This window comes from Pseudomonas sp. ES4 (assembly GCF_050586665.1).
In the GTDB taxonomy this organism is placed as follows: domain Bacteria; phylum Pseudomonadota; class Gammaproteobacteria; order Pseudomonadales; family Pseudomonadaceae; genus Aquipseudomonas; species Aquipseudomonas frederiksbergensis.
In genome coordinates this window covers 26,162-46,773 of record NZ_JBOBDO010000023.1, presented here as the reverse complement: position 1 = coordinate 46,773, position 20,612 = coordinate 26,162, and the positions used below count along the sequence as shown (strand labels likewise).

Genomic DNA, 20,612 nt, shown 5'->3' with positions numbered 1-20,612 from the left:
CGCCAGTTGCGAGCGAAGCTGGTAGACTCCGCCGCCATTATGATTCGACTTCAGAACCTGACTTTACAGCGTGGCCCGCAACGTCTGCTAGAAGACGCCGAGCTGACCCTGCACGCCGGCCACAAAGCCGGCCTCATCGGTGCCAACGGCGCCGGCAAATCGAGCCTGTTCGCCCTGCTTCTGGGTGACCTGCACCCGGACTCGGGTGATTGCTTCTTGCCGGCGGACTGGCGCATCGCCCACATGCGCCAGGAGATCGACACTCTCGATCGGGTGGCGGTCGACTATGTGCTCGATGGCGACCTGCGCCTGCGTGAGGTGCAACGCGACCTCGCGGCAGCCGAAGCGGCCCATGACGGTACCGCTCAGGCCCGCCTGCACTCGGAACTCGACAGCGCCGACGGTTACACCGCCGATGCCCGGGCCCGCAAGTTGCTGGCCGGCCTTGGGTTCACCAATGAACAGATGGATCGCCAGGTAGGAGATTTCTCTGGCGGTTGGCGGATGCGTCTGAACCTGGCGCAGGCTTTGATGTGCCCCTCGGACCTTCTGCTGCTCGACGAACCGACCAACCACTTGGACCTCGACGCCATCATCTGGCTCGAAGAATGGCTCAAGAGCTATCCCGGCACCTTGATGCTGATTTCCCACGACCGGGACTTCCTCGATGCGGTTGTTGATCACGTGGCCCACGTCGATCAGCGCAAGATCACCCTGTATCGCGGTGGTTACAGCGCCTTTGAACGCGCTCGCGCCGAACGTCTGGCCCAGCAACAGCAGGCCTACGAGAAGCAGCAGGCGCAACGGGCGCACATGGAAAGCTACATCGCCCGTTTCAAGGCCCAGGCCACCAAGGCCCGTCAGGCCCAGAGCCGGATCAAGGCGCTGGAGCGGATGGAAGAGCTGTCCGCCGCCCACGTCGATTCGCCATTCGATTTTGTTTTCCGCGAATCGGTGAAAATCTCCAGCCCGTTGATTGACCTCTCCGACGCCCGACTGGGTTACGGCGAGCGCGCCGTGCTGGAGAAGGTCAAATTGCAATTGATCCCCGGTGCGCGGATCGGTTTGCTTGGCCCGAACGGTGCCGGTAAGTCGACTCTGATCAAAAACCTTGCCGGTGAACTCGAGCCGTTGTCCGGCCGACTGACCCGTGGCGAGAACACCGTTGTTGGCTACTTCGCCCAGCATCAGCTGGACTCCCTCGACTCCAAGGCCAGCCCGTTGCTGCACATGCAGCGCCTGGCGCCGACCGAGCGCGAGCAGACGCTGCGCGACTTCCTCGGTGGTTTCGATTTCCGCGGTGCGCGGATCGATGAGCCGGTGCTGAACTTCTCCGGTGGCGAAAAGGCCCGTCTGGCGCTGGCGTTGATCGCCTGGGGCCGGCCGAACCTGTTGCTGCTCGACGAACCGACCAACCACCTGGACCTGGAAATGCGCCTGGCGCTGACCATGGCCCTGCAGGAATTCAGTGGCGCGGTACTGGTGGTCTCCCACGATCGCCATTTGCTCAAAAGCACCACTGACAATTTCTATCTGGTGGCGGACGGCAAGGTCGAGGAGTTCGACGGCGACCTGGAAGACTACACCCGTTGGCTGGTGGACTACCGTCAGCGCAACGCCCCGGTCAGTAACACGCCGGTCAATCCGGACAAGACCGACAAGAAGGCCCAGCGCCAGGCGGCGGCCGCGTTGCGTCAGCAACTGGCACCGCACAAGCGCGAGGCTGACAAGCTCGAAGCCGAGCTGGGCAAGCTGCACGAGAAACTGGCGAAGATCGATGCCAGCCTCGGCGATAGCGACATTTACGAGCCGGCGCGCAAAAACGATTTGCGTGATCTGCTGGCCGAACAGGCCAAGCTGAAGGTCCGTGAAGCCGAACTGGAAGAAGCCTGGATGGAAGCGCTGGAGTTGCTTGAAAGCATGCAGGCGGAGCTGGAGGCTCTGTCCTGATGGAAGCCTTCAAGTTGCCGCTGCCGGCTGGGTGGGGCGAGCCACTCTGGCTGGTCGTGCAAATTCTGCTGATCCTGCTGGCCGGTTATATCGCCCAGCGGGTTGTCGCTAAATGCCTGACACGCCTGGGCGAACGCTATCCGTTTCCGCCGCAATTTTTCATGCCGCTACGCGGTGGGTTGCGCTGGCTGATCATGGGCAGCGCGCTGATCTTCGTGCTGGAACGCCTCGGCGTTTCGGCGACGGTGCTCTGGACCGCGTTGTCCGGGTTTGTCGCGGTAGCGGCCGTGGCGTTCTTCGCCATGTGGAGCGTGCTCTCCAATCTGCTGTGCGCGATCCTGATCTTCACCGTCGGCCCGTTTCGGATCGGTGATGTGGTCGAATTGGTGGACACCACCGACAAGCCTGGCGTCAAAGGCCGGGTGGTGGCGATCAATCTGCTCTATACCACGCTGATCGAAGCCGAAGAACTCGGCACCGGCAGCGCCATGGTGCAAGTGCCCAACAGCCTGTTCTTCCAGCGCTCGGTTCGACGCTGGCGCGGTACGGATGTGTTTCCGTCCAATGGGTTCGAAAAATAGTCGTTACCTCTTGCATAGAGGTTGTCTGATAAATCGTCATCGCGAGCAGGCTCGCTCCCACATGGGATTTGTGAGCGCCGAAAAACCAATGTGGGAGCGAGCCTGCTCGCGATGAGGCCTTACAGCCATAAACGCTGGTCGGCAGTCCACCCTGTCCTGCAAAAAATCGGTAGTCATCAGCCCAAAGCCGCATTAGCTTAGACGTCTGTCACGAGTCTGAATCGAGGTGTGCGATGGTGCTTCAAACATGGCTGGCATTTTTTGCCGCCTGCTGGGTGATCAGTCTGTCTCCCGGTGCCGGCGCCATTGCGTCGATGTCCAGCGGTCTGCGATACGGATTCTGGCGCGGTTACTGGAACGCCCTGGGCCTGCAACTGGGTCTGGCGTTGCAGATTGCGATTGTCGCCGCCGGTGTCGGTGCGATCCTCGCGGCTTCGGCCACTGCTTTCTACGCGATCAAATGGTTTGGCGTGGCTTATCTGGTTTACCTGGCGGTCAAGCAATGGCGCGCGCTGCCCAATGACATGAGCGACGATGCGGCAGTCCGGCAAATCGGCAAGCCGATGGCGCTGGTGTTCCGCGGTTTCCTGGTGAACGTCAGCAATCCCAAGGCGTTGGTGTTCATGCTCGCGGTGCTGCCGCAATTCATCGATCCACATGCACCGCTGGTGGCGCAGTACCTGATCCTCGGTATCACCATGATCTGCGTCGACCTGATCGTCATGGCCGGTTACACCGGGCTGGCAGCGAAGGTGCTGCGGATGTTGCGCACGCCCAAGCAGCAGAGACGCATGAACCGCACGTTTGCCGGGCTATTCATAGGCGCGGCGGCGTTCATGGCGACGCTTCGCAAAGCGGCGGTGTAAAACTCTCGGGTACAAACGCGACCTATTGTGGCGAGCGAGCTTGCTCGCGCTGGGTTGCGAAGCGGCCCCCAAATATTGCGAGCGCTACGCACTCGAGCGGGAGCAAGCTCCCTCGCCGCATTAGGACTCAGTACGGTTCAGATTTATTTGATGGGCATAAGAGCAAGCATAAAAAAGGCGACCCTTTGGGTCGCCTTTTTCGTTTTCCGGAGGGTCAGCGCAGAATGACCGGCGCTATGTCCGCTGGCAGGTTGTTACGCCGCGGCGCTTGCTCCGGCTGCTCGTAACCACCGCCGCCGAGCTGTTGGCTCAGTTGCCCTGCCACGTCCTCTCCCAAGGACTTGGACACGTCACGCACCACCCGCGGACGGTTCAGCGAGACACGGATGTCCCGATGGTTCATCAGTTTGGTGTCCTGACCTTCGCCCATCGCCGTGAAGGCCGAGGTGATTTCGAAGGTCTTGGTGTTGATCAGGCTGAAATCCGCCACCAGGGTCAACGCCAGCACCGCCGAATAGCTGTTGGTGTTGGCGAGCTCGTTGATGTCCTTGTTGAAGTCGATGTCCGACACGGTGCCGAACAACACGTAGTCCGCGCCTTTGAAGTTGCCGGCCTTGATTCGCTTGATCACGTCATAGACGTCACCCTTGGACGCCGAAGTGTAAGGCGTGCCCTGGATCAGCTGGAACATGCCGGTACGAAGAATCTCGCCCTTGATGTCGCCGGTGAATTTGCGCAATTCACCCTGTTCGATGTAGCTGCTGGTGGCTTCGATTTCGTTGTAGCTCGAAGAGCCGCTGGCGCCGTAGTAACTCTGGCTGTGGTTGCTCTGTGCCGAAACGATGTGGATGTACTGCTCCACTCGCTCCTGATACGCGAGGTCCGTCACCGCGACTTTCGGGGCCGCTTGCACGCTGAATGCGCAAGTCAGGGCCATCATGCCAATCCATGCGCGCATTGATTAACGCTCCGTGGTCTTGCGGATCTCTTTCTCGTCCATCCACTCGGCCAGACCGCTTTCAACGTCAATCAATTGCAGGCTGAATTTGTAGAAGACGTCCTTGTAATCGGCGCTGCGCTTGACGATCGAGCTGATCGAACCTTCGATACGGTATTTGGCGGCGATCATGTTGCCGGTCTTGGCTACCGTGCTCTTCTTGTACAGGCCGCTCTGGTTTTGCAGCTTGAGCTGGTCAACCTGGCTCTGCATTGCGTTGTTATCGCTGGCGAAGCGCGCGACACCGGTTTTCATCAGCTGGGTCTTGATGCTGGTGGTGATTTCACGGGTGTCGATGTACTCGCTGGTCTTGTTCTTCACGTCGTAGACCTGAACCACCGGACGACCCTGCATGATGCCGGACTGGGCCAGGGAACGGGTCATGGACTCGGCGATCATCTGCAGGTCCGTGGAACCGAACTCGTTGGTCACGGTTTCCACAGCCTTGGTGTCGCCGTAGCTGATGCTTTTACTGCCCAGGGTCGGCGAAGTGTTGGCGCAGCCGCTGGCCAGGAGGGCGAAGACGGCGATGAACGAAAAACGTGCAAACATGGGAATGCTCTCTGGAACTGAACGAATAGGGTGTCGGGCTTAAGGCGTTTTGATTTCGAGACGGAAATCCACGGCCTTGGCGGTTGGCGCGATCGCTTGGATGAAGCTGGTCTGCTCGCCGTACATCATCTGGCTTTTCCAGGTTTCTTCTTCGGCGACGGGGAAGCCTTCAGGGCCGAGCCAGGCAAAACGGTAGTAGAAGGTCTTGTTGTTGAAGCTGGTGTTGCTCATCTGCGCATTGACCGTCATGAAGCCGTTTTCCCGGGCGACGCGCATGGCACCGACCACGATGTTCTTGAGCTTGCCCATGGCCACGACCTTGCTGGCGGCGCTGCCAGGTTCCGGCGGTGGCGGGGTGGCGCACCCGGCCAGCAAGGCCAGGGCGACAACAGCGATGAATTTGAAACGCATGCAAAGACTCCGTTCTTAAGGTTTGAGGCTGGCCATGGCGGTCGGGTTGGCTTTCGGGATCACCTGCGCGGCCAGGCCGCTGGCGAACACCTGATTGCCCACGGCGCGCAGGCTGATGACCTGGTAGCGCTGATCGACGGTGACCTTGACCACCGAACCGCCCACGGCGTTCGGCAGGGTGACTTGGTGCTCACCTTTCTTCAGGCGCAGACGCACCACTTGCGTGTAGTCCGGCAGGGTGCGCCACGTACGGGTATCGGCACCTTCGAGCACGGCTGAAGAAATACCCACCGCCAGGCCCGCCAGCGGGTTGGTTTCGTTGATCTGCTTCTGCGCCACGCCTTTGGTCACGGCACGCACGGTGGTGCGCAGGATGATGCCCGGCATGTCGTCACGCAGGGCGCGGCGGGACATGGCAGTGGTGCTGTTGAGTTGCGTCAGGTTCAGTTGCTGTCCGTCCACACCAATCTGGCTGAGCGTGGCGGTGGAGGTGTCCGCCTTGATGATTGGGAACGACAGTGGCGTGATCACCAATTGGTTGCTGATCGGCAAGGGCAACGGGATGCGGATCGAATCGCGCGACGGCGCCAGGCCGCTTTGCACGACGATCAGGATGTCGCTGTCATCGTTCTTGCCGCCTGGCTTGTCGAGATTGACCAGCGCCTGTTCGAGCAGCGGGGTGTTCGGACGCAGTTCGGCGGCTTTGCGGTAGCCCGGCGCAGCCAGGTCTTTTTCACCCAGGGCTTCGTAGACGAAGCCGGCCAGGTAATGGCTGAACGCACTCTGGTAGCTGTTTTTCAGGCTGACCACTTCCGGTGCGTCGAGGCTGGCGACCGGGTAACCCTGCAAGTCCTTGTACTGGGTCTTGACGCCTTCTTTCTCGGCTTCCTCTTCGCTCTTGAGGTATTCCTTGTCGCGCAGATCGGCGATCACGGCTTCGCGTTCGTGGGTCTTTTTGATCGACATGCGCGCGCCGTCGAAGTCGTTGACTGCCAGCAGGTTGAGGGCCATCTGCGTGGTCAGCATGACTTTTTCGTAGTCGTAGCCTTCGTAGCGACGGACCTTGTCGTTCACCACGAAACTGCCGAACTGGGCCAGGTATTTGCCGGTATCAAGCTTGACCGAGTCTTCCCACTTGCCCACCACCTGATCGGCGCTGGACCAGGCGTTCTGGCTCCCGGACAAGTCGCCCTTGGCGCGCAGCAGTTCACCTTTCTCGAAGTAATAGAGCAGGTCTTTGTCTTTGCTGGTGTTGTTCTTTTCCAACAGGGTCAAGGCGGCATCGACGTTGCCGGAGGCCAGTTGCTGGTTGGTTTGTGCAAGTTCCGAATCGTAGTTACGAAAGGCCGAGCAGCCGCCAAGCAAGGTGACAGCGCTGAGCGCGATCGAGGTAAGGGCGCGGGATGCCATGGGGTACTTCTTCCCTGAATGTAAGCAGCCGCAAATGCTGGCCGGGCTGATGGGACCTATTGGCGGGAAGGTTGGCATCCTGCCAATTCCTCATAAAAAGAGGAGCTTAAATGCCGTTTAGCAATAACGACGGCGCGGCATTATAAGCAAGGATGCTGGCTATGTAATGGCTTTTTAATTTCATATTTCCGAAATGTGCCATTAGTTATTTCAGGCCGCACGCCCTATGGCTGTCTCAGGAAACTCCAACAAAGCTTGAGTGAAACTCATTGAGAGTGAACAATGTGTTACTTCGTATTTCCATTTGAGAGTTATTCATGATTGCCTCCTCTCGTTTTCTGGCGTGGCTCGTGCTGCCAATGATCGCGTTCTGCAGCTTCAATGCGCTGGCCGAAACCGCGGAAGGTGCGCCCAAGGCCCTGCATCTGCTCGATTACATCGGCGCCGATTACCCGGCGACGGTGGAGGCGGGCAACGTCATCGATGAGTCTGAATACCGCGAACAGCAGGAATTTTTGAAAGTACTGCAAGGTTTGATCGCCGATTTGCCGGCCAGACCCGAACGCGCAGAGCTGGAGCAGGGCGTCGACAGCCTTGGCGCTGCCATCGCCGCCCGCAAAAATGGTGCGGATGTTGCCCGTCAGGCACGTCAGCTGGGGGCCAGACTGGCGGTGACCTATGAAGTCAGCCAGGCTCCGGTCATTACGCCGGACCCGACTCGCGGCGCACCGCTGTATGCCCAGCAATGTTCGGTGTGTCATGGCGATACGGGCGCCGGTGACGGCCCGGCGGGTGTCGGCATGACGCCGCCGCCAGCCAATCTGCGCGATGCTGTGCGACTGGACCGACTGAGCCTCTACGCGATCTACAACACCTTGGGAATGGGTGTCGAAGGCACCGACATGCCAGCCTTCGCCGATCAACTGGATGATCGTCAACGTTGGGATCTGGCGACCTACATCGCAAGCTTCAGTGCCGACCCGACCGCGGCAAAGTCCGAGAAAACCTACAACATCGCCGACCTCGCCCGTCAGACGCCAGCCGAAGTGCAGGCTGCTGAAGGTCCTCAGGCGGCTGCCACCTTCCGTGCCCAGCGAGCGCAACCGCCGCTGGTCAAGCGTGGTCCGGGGCAGTTGCTTGATTACACGGCGGCCACCCTGGACAAGAGCATCGCCGCCTACCGCGCTGGCGATCACGATCAGGCTTATGACTTATCGGTAGCGGCGTACCTGGAAGGCTTTGAGTTGGTCGAAAGCTCGCTGGACAACGTCGACGCCAACGTGCGTAAAGACACCGAAAAATCCCTGATGGCGTACCGTCAGTCGTTGCAGGACGGTTTGCCGGTGGCTCAGGTCCAGCAGCGTCTGGACGCAGCCAAGGCCAAATTGAAGGAAGCTGCCGGCCTGTTGGGCAGCGATGGCTTGAGCTGGTCCCTGAGCTACATCTCCGGTTTGTTGATTCTGTTGCGCGAAGGCCTGGAAGCGATTCTGGTGCTGGCGGCGATCCTCGCGTTCCTGCGCAATACCGGCCAGCAATCGGCGGTGCGCAGCGTCAACGTCGGTTGGGGCTTGGCGTTGCTGGCAGGTCTGGCGACCTGGGCGCTGGCGGCGTATGTGATCGATGTCAGCGGCTCGCAACGCGAACTGCTGGAAGGTGCCACGGCGTTGTTCGCCGCTGTCATGGTGCTTTGGCTTGGCGTGTGGATGCACGACCGTCGTCACGCGGCGGCCTGGCAGGATTACATCAAGAGCAGCCTGGTGGGCGGCGGTGGTCGTTTCGGGTTTGCAACGCTGGCGTTCTTCTCGGTGTATCGCGAACTGTTTGAAGTGATTCTGTTCTACGAGACCCTTTGGTTGCAGGCAGGTCCGGCGGGCCATAACGCGGTACTGGCGGGTGGTGCGACGGCGTTGGTCATGTTGGTGGGGCTGGCCTGGGTGATCCTGCGCGGTTCGGCGAAACTGCCGCTGTCGTTGTTCTTCAGCATCAACGCCGGTCTGTTGTGCGCGTTGTCGGTGGTGTTTGCCGGGCATGGCGTGAAGGCATTGCAGGAAGCCGGGATTTTCGGCACCCGGCCGGTGCCGTTCTTTGACTTCGACTGGCTGGGGATCCACGCTGACGCGTATTCGCTGAGTGCGCAGGCGGTGGCGATTATCGCGATCATCGTGCTGTATAGCCGTAGTCGGCTGGCTGAGAAGCGGCGGTTGCAGGTTTCTTAACAACAGCATTCGCTTCGCTCACAATCGCGAGCAGGCTCGCTCCCACAGGAATTGCGTATAACCTGTGGGAGCGAGCCTGCTCGCGATTTTTTTTGGAAGAGGAAAACACAATGCGCGTGTGGATCGATGCCGACGCCTGCCCCCGGGCGGCCAAGGATCTGGTGGTGAAGTTCGCCCTCAAGCGCCAGTTCGAAGTGGTGCTGGTGGCCGGACAGCCGCAGATCAAGCCGGGCTTGGCGCTGGTGAAGTTGATCGTAGTGCCCAGCGGCCCGGATGCGGCCGACGACTATCTGGTGGAGCACGCGGTCCCTGGCGAATTGGTGATCTGCAGCGATGTGCCGCTGGCCGACCGTCTGGTGAAAAAGGGCGTTGCGGCGCTGGATCCACGGGGCAAAGAATTCGATGCGCAGAACATGGGCGACCGGTTGGCGGTGCGGAACCTGTTTACCGATCTACGTGAACAAGGGCAAATGAGCGGCGGGCCAGCACCCTTTGGCGAGCGCGAGAAGCAGGCGTTTGCCAATGCGCTGGACCGGATCCTCACGCGGCTTACCCGTTCACACTGATCGTTCCCACGCTCTGCGTGGGAATGCCTAACTGGACGCTCTGCGTCCGCTTTGGGACGCGGAGCGTCCCGGCTGCATTTCCACGCAGAGCGTGGGAACGATCAGGTCAGGCGTCGTTTTCGTGGGTCAGTTCGAGCACGCGGTCGACCAGTTTGTTGATGCCCGACGCCGCTTCGCTGATGCTCTGCGCCAGCATGTACGCCGGGGTGCTGACCAGTTTGCGTGCCTTGTCTTCAACGATGTCGGTTACCGCGCAGTCGGCGTGGGTGGCGCCCATCTTGTTCATGGCGGCGGCGGTATCGGCGTCATTGCCGATGGTGCAGGTCACGCCCGGTCCATAGATTTTCGCCGCGAGCGCCGGCGAGATGCAGATCAGCCCGACCGGCTTGCCGGCCTCGGCGAACGCTTCGGTCAACGCCAGGACGTCAGGCTGAACGCTGCATCCGGCGCCTTCGACGGCAAAGTTCGACAGGTTCTTGGCCGATCCAAATCCGCCGGGAACGATCAGCGCATCGAAGTCTTCGACGCTGGCTTCGCGGATATCCTTGATGTTGCCCCGGGCGATCCGCGCCGATTCCACCAGCACATTGCGCGACTCGGGCATTTCTTCGCCGGTCAGGTGATTGATCACGTGCAACTGCGCGATGTTCGGCGCGAAACACTGCACCTGAGCCCCCCGCTGGTCCAGACGCAGCAGGGTGATCACACTTTCGTGGATCTCGGCGCCGTCGTATACGCCACAGCCGGACAGGATCACTGCAATTTTTTTGCTCATGGGCTTTTCTCCAGATTCATGGCGTTAAATGTCCACTAATTTGTCACTCGTTGCCATAGGGTTAATTCGCGGCTACACCTAGGATCTGTCCTCAAGATTCCGATCAGGGCGCGTCATGGACTTCATTCTGTATGCGGTGCCGTTTTTCTTTGTGCTGATTGCCGTCGAACTGCTGGCCGACCGTTGGCGCGGGGTGAGCAATTATCGCGTGGCGGATGCGATCAACAGCATAAGCACCGGCGTGCTGTCGACCACCACCGGCCTGTTGACCAAAGGCGTCGGCTTGGTGACGTATGCGTTTGCCCTCAAGCACCTGGCGCTGTTCGAACTCTCGGCCGACAGCGTTTGGGTCTGGGTATTCGCCTTCGTCCTCTACGACTTCTGCTACTACTGGCTGCATCGCATGGGCCACGAACGCAACATTCTCTGGGCGGCGCATTCGGTGCATCACCAGAGCGAGGACTACAACCTGTCCACGGCGTTGCGCCAGACCAGTACCGGCTTCCTGTTGAGCTGGATTTTCTACCTGCCGATGGCTGTGCTCGGCGTGCCGCTGCTGGTGTTCATCAGTGTCGCCTCGCTGAACCTGCTGTACCAATTCTGGGTGCATACCAAACACATTCCCAAGCTCGGCTGGTTCGAGTGGTTCTTCGTCACGCCGTCCAATCATCGGGCCCACCATGCACAGAACGCTCTCTACATGGATCGCAACTACGGCGGGGTGTTCATTATTTGGGACCGTCTATTTGGCTCGTTCCAGGAAGAGGACGATAACGAACCGGTGATTTTCGGCGTGACCACGCCACTGGCGAGCTGGAACCCGTTGTGGGCGAACGTGCAGTTCTACGCGCAGCTGTGGGATGACGCGCGGCGTGCGCAAAGCAAATGGGACAAGGTGCGCATCTGGTTCATGCGCACCGGTTGGCGGCCGGCGGATGTGGCGGCCAGATACCCGATGAACAAGCCTGACCTGAGTCAGTTCCGTAAATTCGAGGTGCCGCTGGACGGGCGTCAGCAGCTGTACGTCGTATTGCAGTTCTGCGTCTACCTCGCGCTGGGCAGCTACTTGATGAACCTGGAGCAGAGTTTGCCAACCGCTGCGCTGGTGCTCGGCTGGGGTGCCGTGGCGCTGGGTTTGTTTACGTTGGGCGTGGCCCTGGAGAATCGCCCGTGGGCGCTGAAGCTGGAGCTGCTGCGCCTGGCGTCGAATGTGCCGCTGGTGTGGCTGGCGCCGGTCGTTGGGCTGTGGCCGGCCAGCGCGGCAGGCTGGGTCGGCCTGCTGAGCTACAGCCTGCTCAGTGGTATCGGTCTCTACTGTTGCAGAAACCGTTTCACTCGGCTGGCGTCTTAGTCTCGGCAGATTTGGCCAGTGCGGCCTGCTCGTCGGCGTAGATCTTCTTCGCCAGACGGGCGTTCTTGAGGCGTCGGCGCAACCACAGGCAAAAGCCCAGTACCAACAGGGCGCCAAGCACCCACAGCTCGTACTTCTTGACGCTGCCGAGCATGCCTTCGAGTACCGCGCCGAAGTGATAGGCGGCGGCAGCCAGCGCGGTGGCCCAGATCGCGGCACCAATCCCGTTGAGCAGCAGATAACGTCCTGGCGGATAGCCCGACAGGCCGATCGCCACCGGCATCACCGTGCGCAGGCCATAGACAAAGCGGAAGCTCAGTACCCAGATGTCCGGGTGCCGGCGGATGTGTTCCAGTGCCCGGTCGCCCATCAATTGCCAGCGCGGTTTGCGTGCCAGCAACTTGCGGCCGTGCTTGCGCCCCAGGAAATACCACAGCTGATCACCGGCATAACTGCCGAGGAACGCCACGATCATCACCACTTTGAGGTCCATGTATCCGCGGAACGCAAGGAAGCCGGCGAGCACCAGAATGGTTTCGCCTTCGAAAAACGTGCCGAGAAAGAGGGCGAAGTAGCCGAATTCCTGAAGAAATTGTTGGAGCATTGTCTGGATGCTGGCGAAATGAACGCGCAGCCTAACCCTTCGGCAACATTCATGAAAGTGTCCAAATGTGTCTCGACGTGAACATTTCCTACAAGGACAATGGAATGCGGCTACGTGTCACAGGGCTAAGCACAACTGTCATGTGTTCGTCATAATGGCCGCTTATAACTGTCACGCTCGCCCGCCAGCGCGGGCTCAGGAGTCTGCCGTGAGCTTTACCCCCGCCAACCGTTTGTTCCCAGCAACCCGCCTGCGTCGCAATCGCCGTGATGATTTCTCGCGTCGACTGGTCCGTGAAAACGTTTTGACCGTCGATGATTTGATCCTGCCGGTGTTCGTGCTGGACGGTGAAAACCGTCGCGAAGCGGTGGCGTCGATGCCGGGCGTCGAGCGCCTGACCATCGATCTGTTGCTTGAAGAAGCGGCCAAGTGGGTCGAGCTGGGGATTCCGGCGCTGGCGCTGTTCCCGGTGACGCCGCCAGAGCTCAAGTCTCTGGACGCCGCCGAAGCCTGGAACCCCAACGGCATCGCCCAGCGCGCCACCCGCGCCCTGCGTGATCGGTTCCCGGAGTTGGGTGTGATCACTGACGTCGCCCTGGACCCGTTCACCACTCATGGCCAGGATGGCATCCTCGACGAAGAAGGCTACGTGCAGAACGACATTACCGTCGACGCACTGGTTAAACAGGCCCTGTCCCACGCCGAAGCCGGCGCTCAGGTGGTGGCGCCTTCGGACATGATGGACGGTCGCATTCAGGCGATCCGCGAAGCGCTGGAGCTGGCCGATCACGTCAACGTGCGGATCATGGCTTACTCGGCCAAATACGCCAGCGCCTATTACGGCCCGTTCCGCGATGCGGTCGGTTCGGCGCTGAACCTGGGCAAGGCCAACAAGGCCTCCTATCAGATGGACCCGGCCAACAGCAACGAAGCCCTGCACGAAGTGGCGGCGGACTTGTCAGAAGGCGCGGACATGGTCATGGTCAAGCCAGGCATGCCGTATCTGGACATCCTTTACCGGGTAAAAGAAGAATTTAAAGTGCCGACCTTTGTCTATCAGGTCAGCGGTGAATATGCCATGCACATGGCGGCGATCCAGAATGGCTGGTTGAGCGAAGGGGTTATCCTCGAATCCCTGACCGCTTTTAAACGTGCAGGCGCTGATGGCATCCTGACGTACTTTGCCGTCCGTGCTGCTCAATTGTTACGAGAGCAAAAATAGCCCTCCCAGGAACATTCGATGAATACCGAAGTGCTCACTGAAGTTGCCGTAAAAGACGCTCAACCTGTGGTGGAGCCAATCGCCGAAACCCCGCCGGAGCTGGAGCCTGCTCCACCCGCGGTGGTGGCTGAGCCCGTTGTAGCGGCGCCAGCGATTGCCATTCCCGGCCTGGATGACAGCAGCCTGTACATCCATCGCGAGCTCTCGCAACTGCAGTTCAACATCCGCGTGCTGGAGCAGGCGCTGGATGAGTCCTATCCGTTGCTGGAGCGGCTGAAGTTTCTGCTGATCTTCTCCAGCAACCTGGACGAGTTCTTCGAAATCCGTGTGGCCGGCCTGAAGAAGCAGATCACCTTCGCCCGTGAACAGGCCGGTGCCGATGGCCTGCAACCGCATCAGGCCCTGGCCCGCATCAGCGAGCTGGTACACGGTCACGTCGATCGCCAGTACGCGATCCTCAACGACATTCTGTTGCCGGAGCTGGAAAAACATCAGGTCCGCTTCATCCGTCGGCGTCACTGGACCACCAAGATCAAAACCTGGGTGCGCCGCTATTTCCGCGACGAGATCGCGCCGATCATTACCCCGATTGGCCTCGACCCGACGCATCCGTTCCCGTTGCTGGTGAACAAGAGCCTGAACTTCATCGTCGAGCTCGAAGGCATCGACGCCTTCGGCCGCGATTCCGGTCTGGCGATCATTCCGGCGCCACGTCTGCTGCCGCGGGTCATCAAGTTGCCGGAAGAAGTGGGCGGCGCTGGCGACAATTACGTGTTCCTGTCGTCGATGATCCATGCGCATGCCGATGACCTGTTCCAGGGCATGAAGGTCAAGGGCTGCTACCAGTTCCGGCTGACCCGAAACGCCGACCTCGCCGTCGACACCGAAGATGTAGAAGACCTGGCCCGCGCCCTGCGCGGCGAGTTGTTCTCGCGTCGCTACGGTGACGCGGTGCGTCTGGAAGTGGCCGACACGTGCCCGAAACACCTGTCCGACTACTTGCTCAAGCAGTTCAACCTGCACGAGACCGAGCTGTATCAGGTCAACGGGCCGGTCAACCTGACCCGTCTGTTCAGCATCACCGGTCTGGACAGTCAGCGAGCGCTGCAATACACGCCGTTTACCCCGCAGATCCCGAAACTGCTGCAAAACAGCGAGAACATCTTCAGCGTGATCAGCAAGCAGGACATCCTGTTGCTGCACCCGTTCGAGTCCTTCACCCCGGTGGTCGACCTGCTGCGCCAGGCTGCCAAGGACCCGCATGTATTGGCGGTCCGCCAGACCCTGTATCGCTCCGGCGCCAACTCGGAAATCGTTGATGCGCTGGTCGATGCGGCGCGTAACGGCAAGGAAGTCACTGCGGTGATCGAATTGCGTGCGCGGTTCGACGAAGAGTCCAACCTGCAACTGGCCAGCCGTCTGCAAGCGGCCGGTGCGGTGGTGATTTACGGCGTGGTCGGCTTCAAGACCCACGCCAAGATGATGCTGATCTTGCGTCGCGAGGCCGGCGAGATTGTCCGTTACGCTCACTTGGGCACCGGCAACTACCACGCGGCCAACGCCCGTCTGTACACCGACTACAGCTTGCTGACCTCGGATGACGCGTTGTGCGAAGACGTCGGCAAACTGTTCAGCCAACTGATCGGCATGGGCAAGACTCTGCGCATGAAAAAGTTGCTGCATGCGCCGTTCACGTTGAAGAAGGGCATGCTCGACATGATTGCCCGGGAGACCCAGTTCGCCCTCGACGGCAAACCGGCGCACATCATCGCCAAGTTCAACTCGCTGACCGATCCGAAGATCATCCGTGCGTTGTACAAAGCCAGTCAGTCCGGGGTGCGTATCGATCTGGTGGTGCGCGGCATGTGCTGCCTGCGTCCGGGCATCGCCGGGGTTTCGCACAACATCCACGTGCGCTCGATCATCGGGCGTTTCCTGGAGCACACCCGGGTCTTCTACTTCCTCAATGGCGGCGAAGAGCAGATGTTCCTGTCCAGCGCCGACTGGATGGAGCGCAACCTCGACAAGCGCGTCGAGACTTGCTTCCCGGTCGAGGGCAAGAAGCTGATCATGCGGGTCAAGAAAGAGCTGGAGCTGTATCTCACCGATAACACTCACAGCTGGAGCCTGCAGGCGGACGGCCGTTACATCCGCAATACGCCGACCGGCAACCAGAACCCGCGCAGCGCGCAGGCGACGTTGCTGGAGCGTTTGGGTAGCCCGATTCTGGCGGTCCGTTAACGCGCAAACCCTGTGTGGCGAGGGGGCTTGCCCCCGTTCGGCTGCGTAGCAGTCGTAGAACATTGCACGCGGTGTACCTGATACACCACGACCGCAGATTCTGGGGCCGCTTCGCGACCCAACGGGGGCAAGCCCCCTCGCCACATAAGCTCGCTCCCACATGGGTTTGCGTCGTTTGCTGAATTTTGGACACAAAAAAAGGCCTTCCGAAGAAGGCCTTTTTCATTTTCAGCGAACGTTAAGCACAAAGCCGACCCGGGTCAGCCACTCCGCTTCAAGGGCGAAGTCGGCCTGGGTCAGCTGGTTTTCGTCCAGCCAGTTCTCCGGGAACTGCACATCAAGACTGTCGCCGTTGGCGTGCAGCACGACCTGGGGCATTTCCTGGGTGCCACGGATGTGATGGAACAGAATCGCAAAGCGCAGCAGCACGCACAGGCGAATCAGCTTGATGCCTTCATCGCCGAAATCGGCAAACCTGTCCCGGGGAATATTGCGGCGGTGGCCGCGCACCAGCAGCGCGAGCATCAACTGGTCTTCGCGGGAGAACCCGGCCAGGTCCGAGTGCTCGATCAGGTAGGAGCCGTGCTTGTGATACTGATAGTGGGCGATGTCCAGGCCCACTTCATGGACCTTGGCCGCCCAACCCAGCAGTTCGCGCCAGACGCCGTCATCCAGCTCCCAATCCTCGGCCACTTGATCGAAGGCATGCAGCGCCTTGCGCTCAACGCGCGCCGCTTGTTCCAGATCGACGTGATAACGCTCCATCAACGAGCTGAGGGTGCGTTCACGGACGTCTTCGTGATGATGACGGCCCAACAGGTCATAGAGCACGCCTTCGCGCAGGGCACCTTCACAGTGGTCCATGCGTTTCAGCTCGAGCGCGTCGAAGATCGCTTCAAGAATTGCCAGGCCCGCCGGGAAGATCGCCCGGCGGTCGGGCTTGATGCCTTCGAAATCGATCTTGTCGACATCGCCCAGTTTGAACAGCTTGCGCTTGAGCCAGGCCAGGCCTTCGGCGTTGACCTCGCCAGTGCCATGACCGCCGGCCTTCAGCGCCAGGCCAATGGCACGGATGGTGCCTGAGGAGCCGATGGCTTCATCCCAGGTCAGGCGGTGCAGGGCGTGTTCGATGCTCATGATCTCCAGCCGCGCCGCGGTGTACGCCTGGGCGTAGCGGGCCGGGGTGATCTTGCCATCCTTGAAATAGCGCTGGGTGTAGCTGACGCAGCCCATTTGCAGGCTTTCGCGCAGCAGCGGTTCGAAGCGCTGGCCGATGATGAATTCGGTACTGCCGCCGCCGATGTCGGCCACCAGGCGTTTGCCCGGGGTGTCGGCGAGGGTGTGGGAAACGCCGAGGTAGATCAGGCGCGCTTCTTCACGGCCGGAGATGACTTCCACCGGGTGGCCGAGAATTTCTTCGGCGCGGTGGATGAACTCGGCACGGTTACGGGCTTCACGCAGGGCGTTGGTGCCGACGATCCGCACGGCGCCGGTCGGCATACCGTTGATCAGTTGGGCGAAACGCTTCAGGCAATCGAGCCCGCGTTGCATGGATTCTTCACTGAGCTGGCGCTCATCGTCGATGCCGGCGGCCAGCTGAACCTTCTCTCCGAGACGCTCGAGAATACGGATTTCGCCGTTCTGGGCCTTGGCCACGACCATGTGAAAGCTGTTGGAGCCCAGGTCGATTGCGGCGATCAGGGACAGATTCTTGGCTTGGGATTGCGGCATGGTCAGGGGGTCTCGGTCGATAACCCCGACATCGTGCCACGATCAAACGCTGACGCCAACGCATAGGAGCTGCCGAAGGCTGCGATCTTTTACCGCGGGGCATCCGAGGTGTTGCGAATGGCCTCTTCGCGGGCAAGCCCGCTCCCACAGGTTTTTGCGTCGAACACACCATCGCGTTCCAGCAGAGAACCCTGTGGGAGCGGGCTTGCCCGCGAAGGCGGCCTTGCAGGCGCCGAAGATCCCTCAGCCCGCCGCCTCAACCGTCCCAATGAAATTCGCCAGCTCCGCCGTTTGCGGATTGGCAAACAACACCTTCGGATCCCCGACCTCATGCACCTTGCCCTGATGCATGAACACCAACTTATCCCCAACCTCCCGGGCGAAACGCATCTCATGGGTGACCATAATCAACGTCATCCCTTCCTTGGCCAATTGCCGGACCACGCTCAGCACTTCATTGACCAATTCCGGGTCCAGCGCCGAGGTAATCTCATCGCACAGCAAGACCTTCGGCGACATCGCCAGCGCCCGGGCGATCGCCACCCGCTGTTGCTGCCCGCCCGACAACCGATCCGGGAAGGCATCGAATTTCTCCCCCAATCCGACCCGCTCCAACATCTCCCGCGCCAGTTCGGCCGCTTTGGCTTTCGGCACTCTCTGCACCACTTGCGGCGCGAGCATCACGTTCTCGCCGACCGTCAGGTGCGGGAACAGGTTGAACTGCTGAAACACCATCCCGACTTTCTGTCGCAAGCTGCGCAGATCGGCACGGGCGGCGTCGAGGTATTCGCCGTCGACTTCGATCACGCCGTCGTTGATCGATTCCAGGCCATTAAGGGTGCGCAACAAAGTGGATTTGCCCGAACCGCTGCGGCCGATGATCGCCACCACCTGGCCTTCCTCGACGCTCAGGTCGATGCCTTTGAGTACATGGTGGTCGCCGTAATACTTATGCAGGGCGGAAATTCTAAGCAGAGGCATGCAGTCTCCTTTCCAGGTAGCGCGCACTGAGGGACAAGGGGTAGCAGAGCAGGAAATAACCGAGCGCCACGAGGCCGTAGACCATGAACGGTTCGAAGGTCGCGTTGGCGAGCATGCCGCCGGTCTTGGTCAGTTCGGTGAAGCCGATGATCGAGGTGACGGCGGTGCCTTTGACCACTTGCACCGAGAAGCCCACGGTCGGCGCCACGGCGATCCGCAGCGCTTGCGGCAGGATCACGTAGCGCAGTTGCTCCAGCGGGTTCAGCGCCAGGCTCGACGAGGCTTCCCACTGGCCGTTAGGGATCGATTCGACGCAACCACGCCAGATCTCCGCCAGGTAGGCGCTGGTGAACAGCGTCAGGGCAATCGCCGCGGCCATCCACGGCGAAATCTCCACCCCGGCCAGCGCCACGCCGAAGAACACCAGAAACAGCTGCATCAACAGCGGCGTGCCCTGGAACAGTTCGATGTAGGTGCGGGCGAAGCTGCGCGGCAGGGTTTTTTTCGAGATGCGCATGACCATGATCAGCAAGCCGATCAGTCCGCCACCGATAAACGCTACCAGCGACAGCGCCAGGGTCCATTGCAGGCCTGTGAGCAGGTTGCGTACGACGTCCCAGAAGGTGAAATCGCTCATTGGCTGCTCCTCGCAATGAATCGGCGGCCAATCCAGTTCAACAACTGGCGGATCAGCAGCGCCATGCACAGGTAGAGCAACGTGGTCAGTGCGTAAGTCTCAAAGGCGCGGAAGTTGCGCGACTGAATGAAATTGGCGGCGAAGCTCAGCTCTTCGGTAGCGATCTGCGAGCAGACCGCCGAGCCCAGCATGACGATGATGATCTGGCTGCTCAACGCAGGCCAAACCTTGCCCAGTGCCGGCAGCAGCACCACATGGCGAAAGGCTTCGAACCGAGTCATCGCCAACGCGGCGGCCGCTTCCAGCTGTCCTCGGGGGATCGCCTGGATACCGGCGCGGATGATCTCGGTGGAATAGGCGCCCAGGTTGATCACCATCGCCAGCACCGCCGCCTGCCATTCCGAGATCTGCACGCCCAGTGACGGCAGACCGAAGAAGATGAAAAACAACTGCACCAGAAAGGGCGTGTTGCGGATCAACTCGACGTAGACCGCAAAAATGCCGGCGAACGGACGGATGTTCCACGCCCGCACCAGCGCCCCGACAATGCCCAGACTCACCCCGAGCACCGCGCCGATGGCCGTCAGTTCAAGGGTGAACAGCGCACCGCGCAACAGCAGGTCGGTGTTGTGTACCACCGGTATGAAATCGAACTGATAAGCCATGTTCAGTCTCCGCAACGACGATCAGAGATCGGCCGGCAGCGGCTCTTTGAGCCAGGTCTGGGAGTTCTTCTCCAGCGCGCCGTCGGTCTTGGCAGTGGCGAGGATCTGGTTGACCTTGTCCAGCAGCGCCGGCTCGTTTTTATTCACGCCGACGTAGACCGGCGAATCCTTGAGCTTCACTTTCAGCGCCGGAATGCGCTTCGGGTTGCGCTCGCTGATGGTCACCATCACCACGTTGCCGCTGGCGATCAGGTCAACTTGCCCGGCGAGGTAGGCGGCGATGGTCGAGTTGTTGTCTTCGAAGCGCTTGATGGTCACGCCTTCGGGCGCGACTTTGGTCAGCTCGATGTCTTCGATAGCGCCACGGGTGACACTGATGGTTTTGCCCTTGAGATCGTCCAGGCTTTTGATGCTGGCGTCTGGCGGACCGAACACGGCGAGGTAGAACGGCGCGTAGGCACGGGAGAAATCGATGACTTTCTCGCGCTCGGGGTTCTTGCCGAGGCTGGAGATCACCAGATCGACCTTGCCGGTGGTCAGGAACGGAATGCGGTTGGTGCTGTTGACTGGCGTCAGCTCGAGTTTGACCTTGAGTTGGTCGGCCAGCAGTTTTGCAGTATCGATATCAAGGCCGCGCGGCTTCATGTCCGGGCCGACCGAGCCGAAGGGCGGGAAATCCTGAGGCACGGCCACCTTGAGGACGCCGCGCTTGACCACATCCTCCAGACCGTCGGCGTGGGCGGGCGCCTGGCTCAGCATCAGGCTGGCAAACAGGGCGGCGAGGAGGGCGCTGTAACGCTGGGTCATGGCAAATCTCCGAATCGGCGAGAAGTGAATTCTGCGGATCGACAGAGCA

19 protein-coding genes are annotated in these 20,612 nt (G+C 60.5%); 8 read left to right on the top strand and 11 right to left on the bottom strand.

All coding sequences use genetic code 11. The annotated features are described in order from the left end of the window. The first annotated feature begins 39 nt into the window (after window positions 1-39). The 3 genes from ACQ4OB_RS22240 (at window position 40) to ACQ4OB_RS22230 (ending at window position 3,397) form a co-directional block, all read left to right on the top strand. Window positions 40-1,950, top strand: coding sequence for an ATP-binding cassette domain-containing protein (locus ACQ4OB_RS22240; RefSeq protein ID WP_074871876.1), 1,911 nt, complete (start codon window positions 40-42; stop codon window positions 1,948-1,950). Beyond that, window positions 1,950-2,531, top strand: coding sequence for a mechanosensitive ion channel family protein (locus ACQ4OB_RS22235; RefSeq protein ID WP_007899338.1), 582 nt, complete (start codon window positions 1,950-1,952; stop codon window positions 2,529-2,531). The genes ACQ4OB_RS22240 and ACQ4OB_RS22235 overlap by 1 nt, the downstream gene beginning before the upstream one ends. A gap of 233 nt (window positions 2,532-2,764) precedes the next feature. Next, the gene (locus ACQ4OB_RS22230) at window positions 2,765-3,397 is read left to right on the top strand and encodes a LysE family transporter (protein WP_102616172.1); all 633 of its coding nucleotides are present in this window, start codon (window positions 2,765-2,767) and stop codon (window positions 3,395-3,397) included. Between the two features lie 214 nt (window positions 3,398-3,611). Here ACQ4OB_RS22230 and ACQ4OB_RS22225 read toward each other — a convergent pair whose 3' ends face one another. From ACQ4OB_RS22225 to ACQ4OB_RS22210, 4 genes are read right to left on the bottom strand one after another with little or no spacing between them, the layout of a single operon-like run. Beyond that, a complete protein-coding gene (locus tag ACQ4OB_RS22225) occupies window positions 3,612-4,355 on the bottom strand; it encodes a penicillin-binding protein activator LpoB (RefSeq protein WP_430956456.1) in 744 nt (247 codons plus the stop codon). Window positions 4,356-4,358: 3 nt separating this feature from the next. After that, window positions 4,359-4,946, bottom strand: coding sequence for a penicillin-binding protein activator LpoB (gene lpoB, locus ACQ4OB_RS22220; RefSeq protein ID WP_074871871.1), 588 nt, complete (start codon window positions 4,944-4,946; stop codon window positions 4,359-4,361). Between the two features lie 39 nt (window positions 4,947-4,985). Then, window positions 4,986-5,357, bottom strand: coding sequence for a YcfL family protein (locus ACQ4OB_RS22215; RefSeq protein WP_074871869.1), 372 nt, complete (start codon window positions 5,355-5,357; stop codon window positions 4,986-4,988). 15 nt (window positions 5,358-5,372) lie between these two features. Beyond that, entirely contained in the window at window positions 5,373-6,767 is a 1,395-nt protein-coding gene (locus tag ACQ4OB_RS22210) for a COG3014 family protein (protein ID WP_430956455.1), read from the bottom strand. A gap of 317 nt (window positions 6,768-7,084) precedes the next feature. Here ACQ4OB_RS22210 and ACQ4OB_RS22205 point away from each other — a divergent pair, with 317 nt between their 5' ends. Next, complete coding sequence (locus ACQ4OB_RS22205) at window positions 7,085-8,983, top strand: FTR1 family protein (RefSeq protein ID WP_430956454.1); 1,899 nt, start codon at window positions 7,085-7,087, stop codon at window positions 8,981-8,983. Window positions 8,984-9,093: 110 nt separating this feature from the next. Further along, the gene (locus tag ACQ4OB_RS22200) at window positions 9,094-9,549 is read left to right on the top strand and encodes a YaiI/YqxD family protein (RefSeq protein WP_430956453.1); all 456 of its coding nucleotides are present in this window, start codon (window positions 9,094-9,096) and stop codon (window positions 9,547-9,549) included. A gap of 106 nt (window positions 9,550-9,655) precedes the next feature. On the opposite strand, the gene elbB is transcribed toward ACQ4OB_RS22200, so the two are convergent. After that, window positions 9,656-10,324, bottom strand: a complete 669-nt coding sequence (gene elbB, locus ACQ4OB_RS22195; protein ID WP_074871861.1) for an isoprenoid biosynthesis glyoxalase ElbB — start codon at window positions 10,322-10,324, stop codon at window positions 9,656-9,658. A 115-nt stretch (window positions 10,325-10,439) separates the two neighbouring features. On the opposite strand from elbB, the gene ACQ4OB_RS22190 reads away from it, so the two are divergent. Then, complete coding sequence (locus ACQ4OB_RS22190) at window positions 10,440-11,675, top strand: sterol desaturase family protein (protein WP_430956452.1); 1,236 nt, start codon at window positions 10,440-10,442, stop codon at window positions 11,673-11,675. Here ACQ4OB_RS22190 and ACQ4OB_RS22185 read toward each other — a convergent pair. Then, the gene (locus ACQ4OB_RS22185; RefSeq protein WP_074871857.1) at window positions 11,656-12,279 is read right to left on the bottom strand and encodes a DedA family protein; all 624 of its coding nucleotides are present in this window, start codon (window positions 12,277-12,279) and stop codon (window positions 11,656-11,658) included. The genes ACQ4OB_RS22190 and ACQ4OB_RS22185 overlap by 20 nt on opposite strands. A 208-nt stretch (window positions 12,280-12,487) precedes the next feature. Between ACQ4OB_RS22185 and hemB the strand changes: the two genes are divergently transcribed. Both hemB and ppk1 read left to right on the top strand, forming a co-directional pair. Next, entirely contained in the window at window positions 12,488-13,501 is a 1,014-nt protein-coding gene (hemB, locus tag ACQ4OB_RS22180; protein ID WP_007899362.1) for a porphobilinogen synthase, read from the top strand. An 18-nt stretch (window positions 13,502-13,519) separates the two neighbouring features. Continuing rightward, window positions 13,520-15,742, top strand: coding sequence for a polyphosphate kinase 1 (gene ppk1 / locus ACQ4OB_RS22175; protein WP_074871855.1), 2,223 nt, complete (start codon window positions 13,520-13,522; stop codon window positions 15,740-15,742). Window positions 15,743-15,970: 228 nt separating this feature from the next. Here ppk1 and ppx read toward each other — a convergent pair whose 3' ends face one another. The 5 genes from ppx to ACQ4OB_RS22150 form a co-directional block, all read right to left on the bottom strand. Continuing rightward, entirely contained in the window at window positions 15,971-17,473 is a 1,503-nt protein-coding gene (ppx, locus tag ACQ4OB_RS22170; RefSeq protein ID WP_074871853.1) for an exopolyphosphatase, read from the bottom strand. A gap of 243 nt (window positions 17,474-17,716) precedes the next feature. After that, window positions 17,717-18,454, bottom strand: a complete 738-nt coding sequence (locus ACQ4OB_RS22165) for an amino acid ABC transporter ATP-binding protein (protein WP_430956451.1) — start codon at window positions 18,452-18,454, stop codon at window positions 17,717-17,719. Beyond that, window positions 18,441-19,091, bottom strand: a complete 651-nt coding sequence (locus ACQ4OB_RS22160) for an amino acid ABC transporter permease (RefSeq protein ID WP_076029343.1) — start codon at window positions 19,089-19,091, stop codon at window positions 18,441-18,443. Before ACQ4OB_RS22160 ends, ACQ4OB_RS22165 begins: the two co-directional genes overlap by 14 nt. Next, window positions 19,088-19,756: an amino acid ABC transporter permease gene (locus ACQ4OB_RS22155; protein ID WP_430956450.1), complete on the bottom strand. Its 669-nt coding sequence runs from the start codon at window positions 19,754-19,756 to the stop codon at window positions 19,088-19,090. The genes ACQ4OB_RS22160 and ACQ4OB_RS22155 overlap by 4 nt, the downstream gene beginning before the upstream one ends. 21 nt (window positions 19,757-19,777) lie before the next feature. Continuing rightward, window positions 19,778-20,563 carry a transporter substrate-binding domain-containing protein gene (locus ACQ4OB_RS22150; protein ID WP_430956449.1) on the bottom strand — a complete coding sequence of 262 codons (786 nt, stop codon included), beginning with the start codon at window positions 20,561-20,563 and terminating at the stop codon, window positions 19,778-19,780. Window positions 20,564-20,612 lie beyond the last annotated feature (49 nt).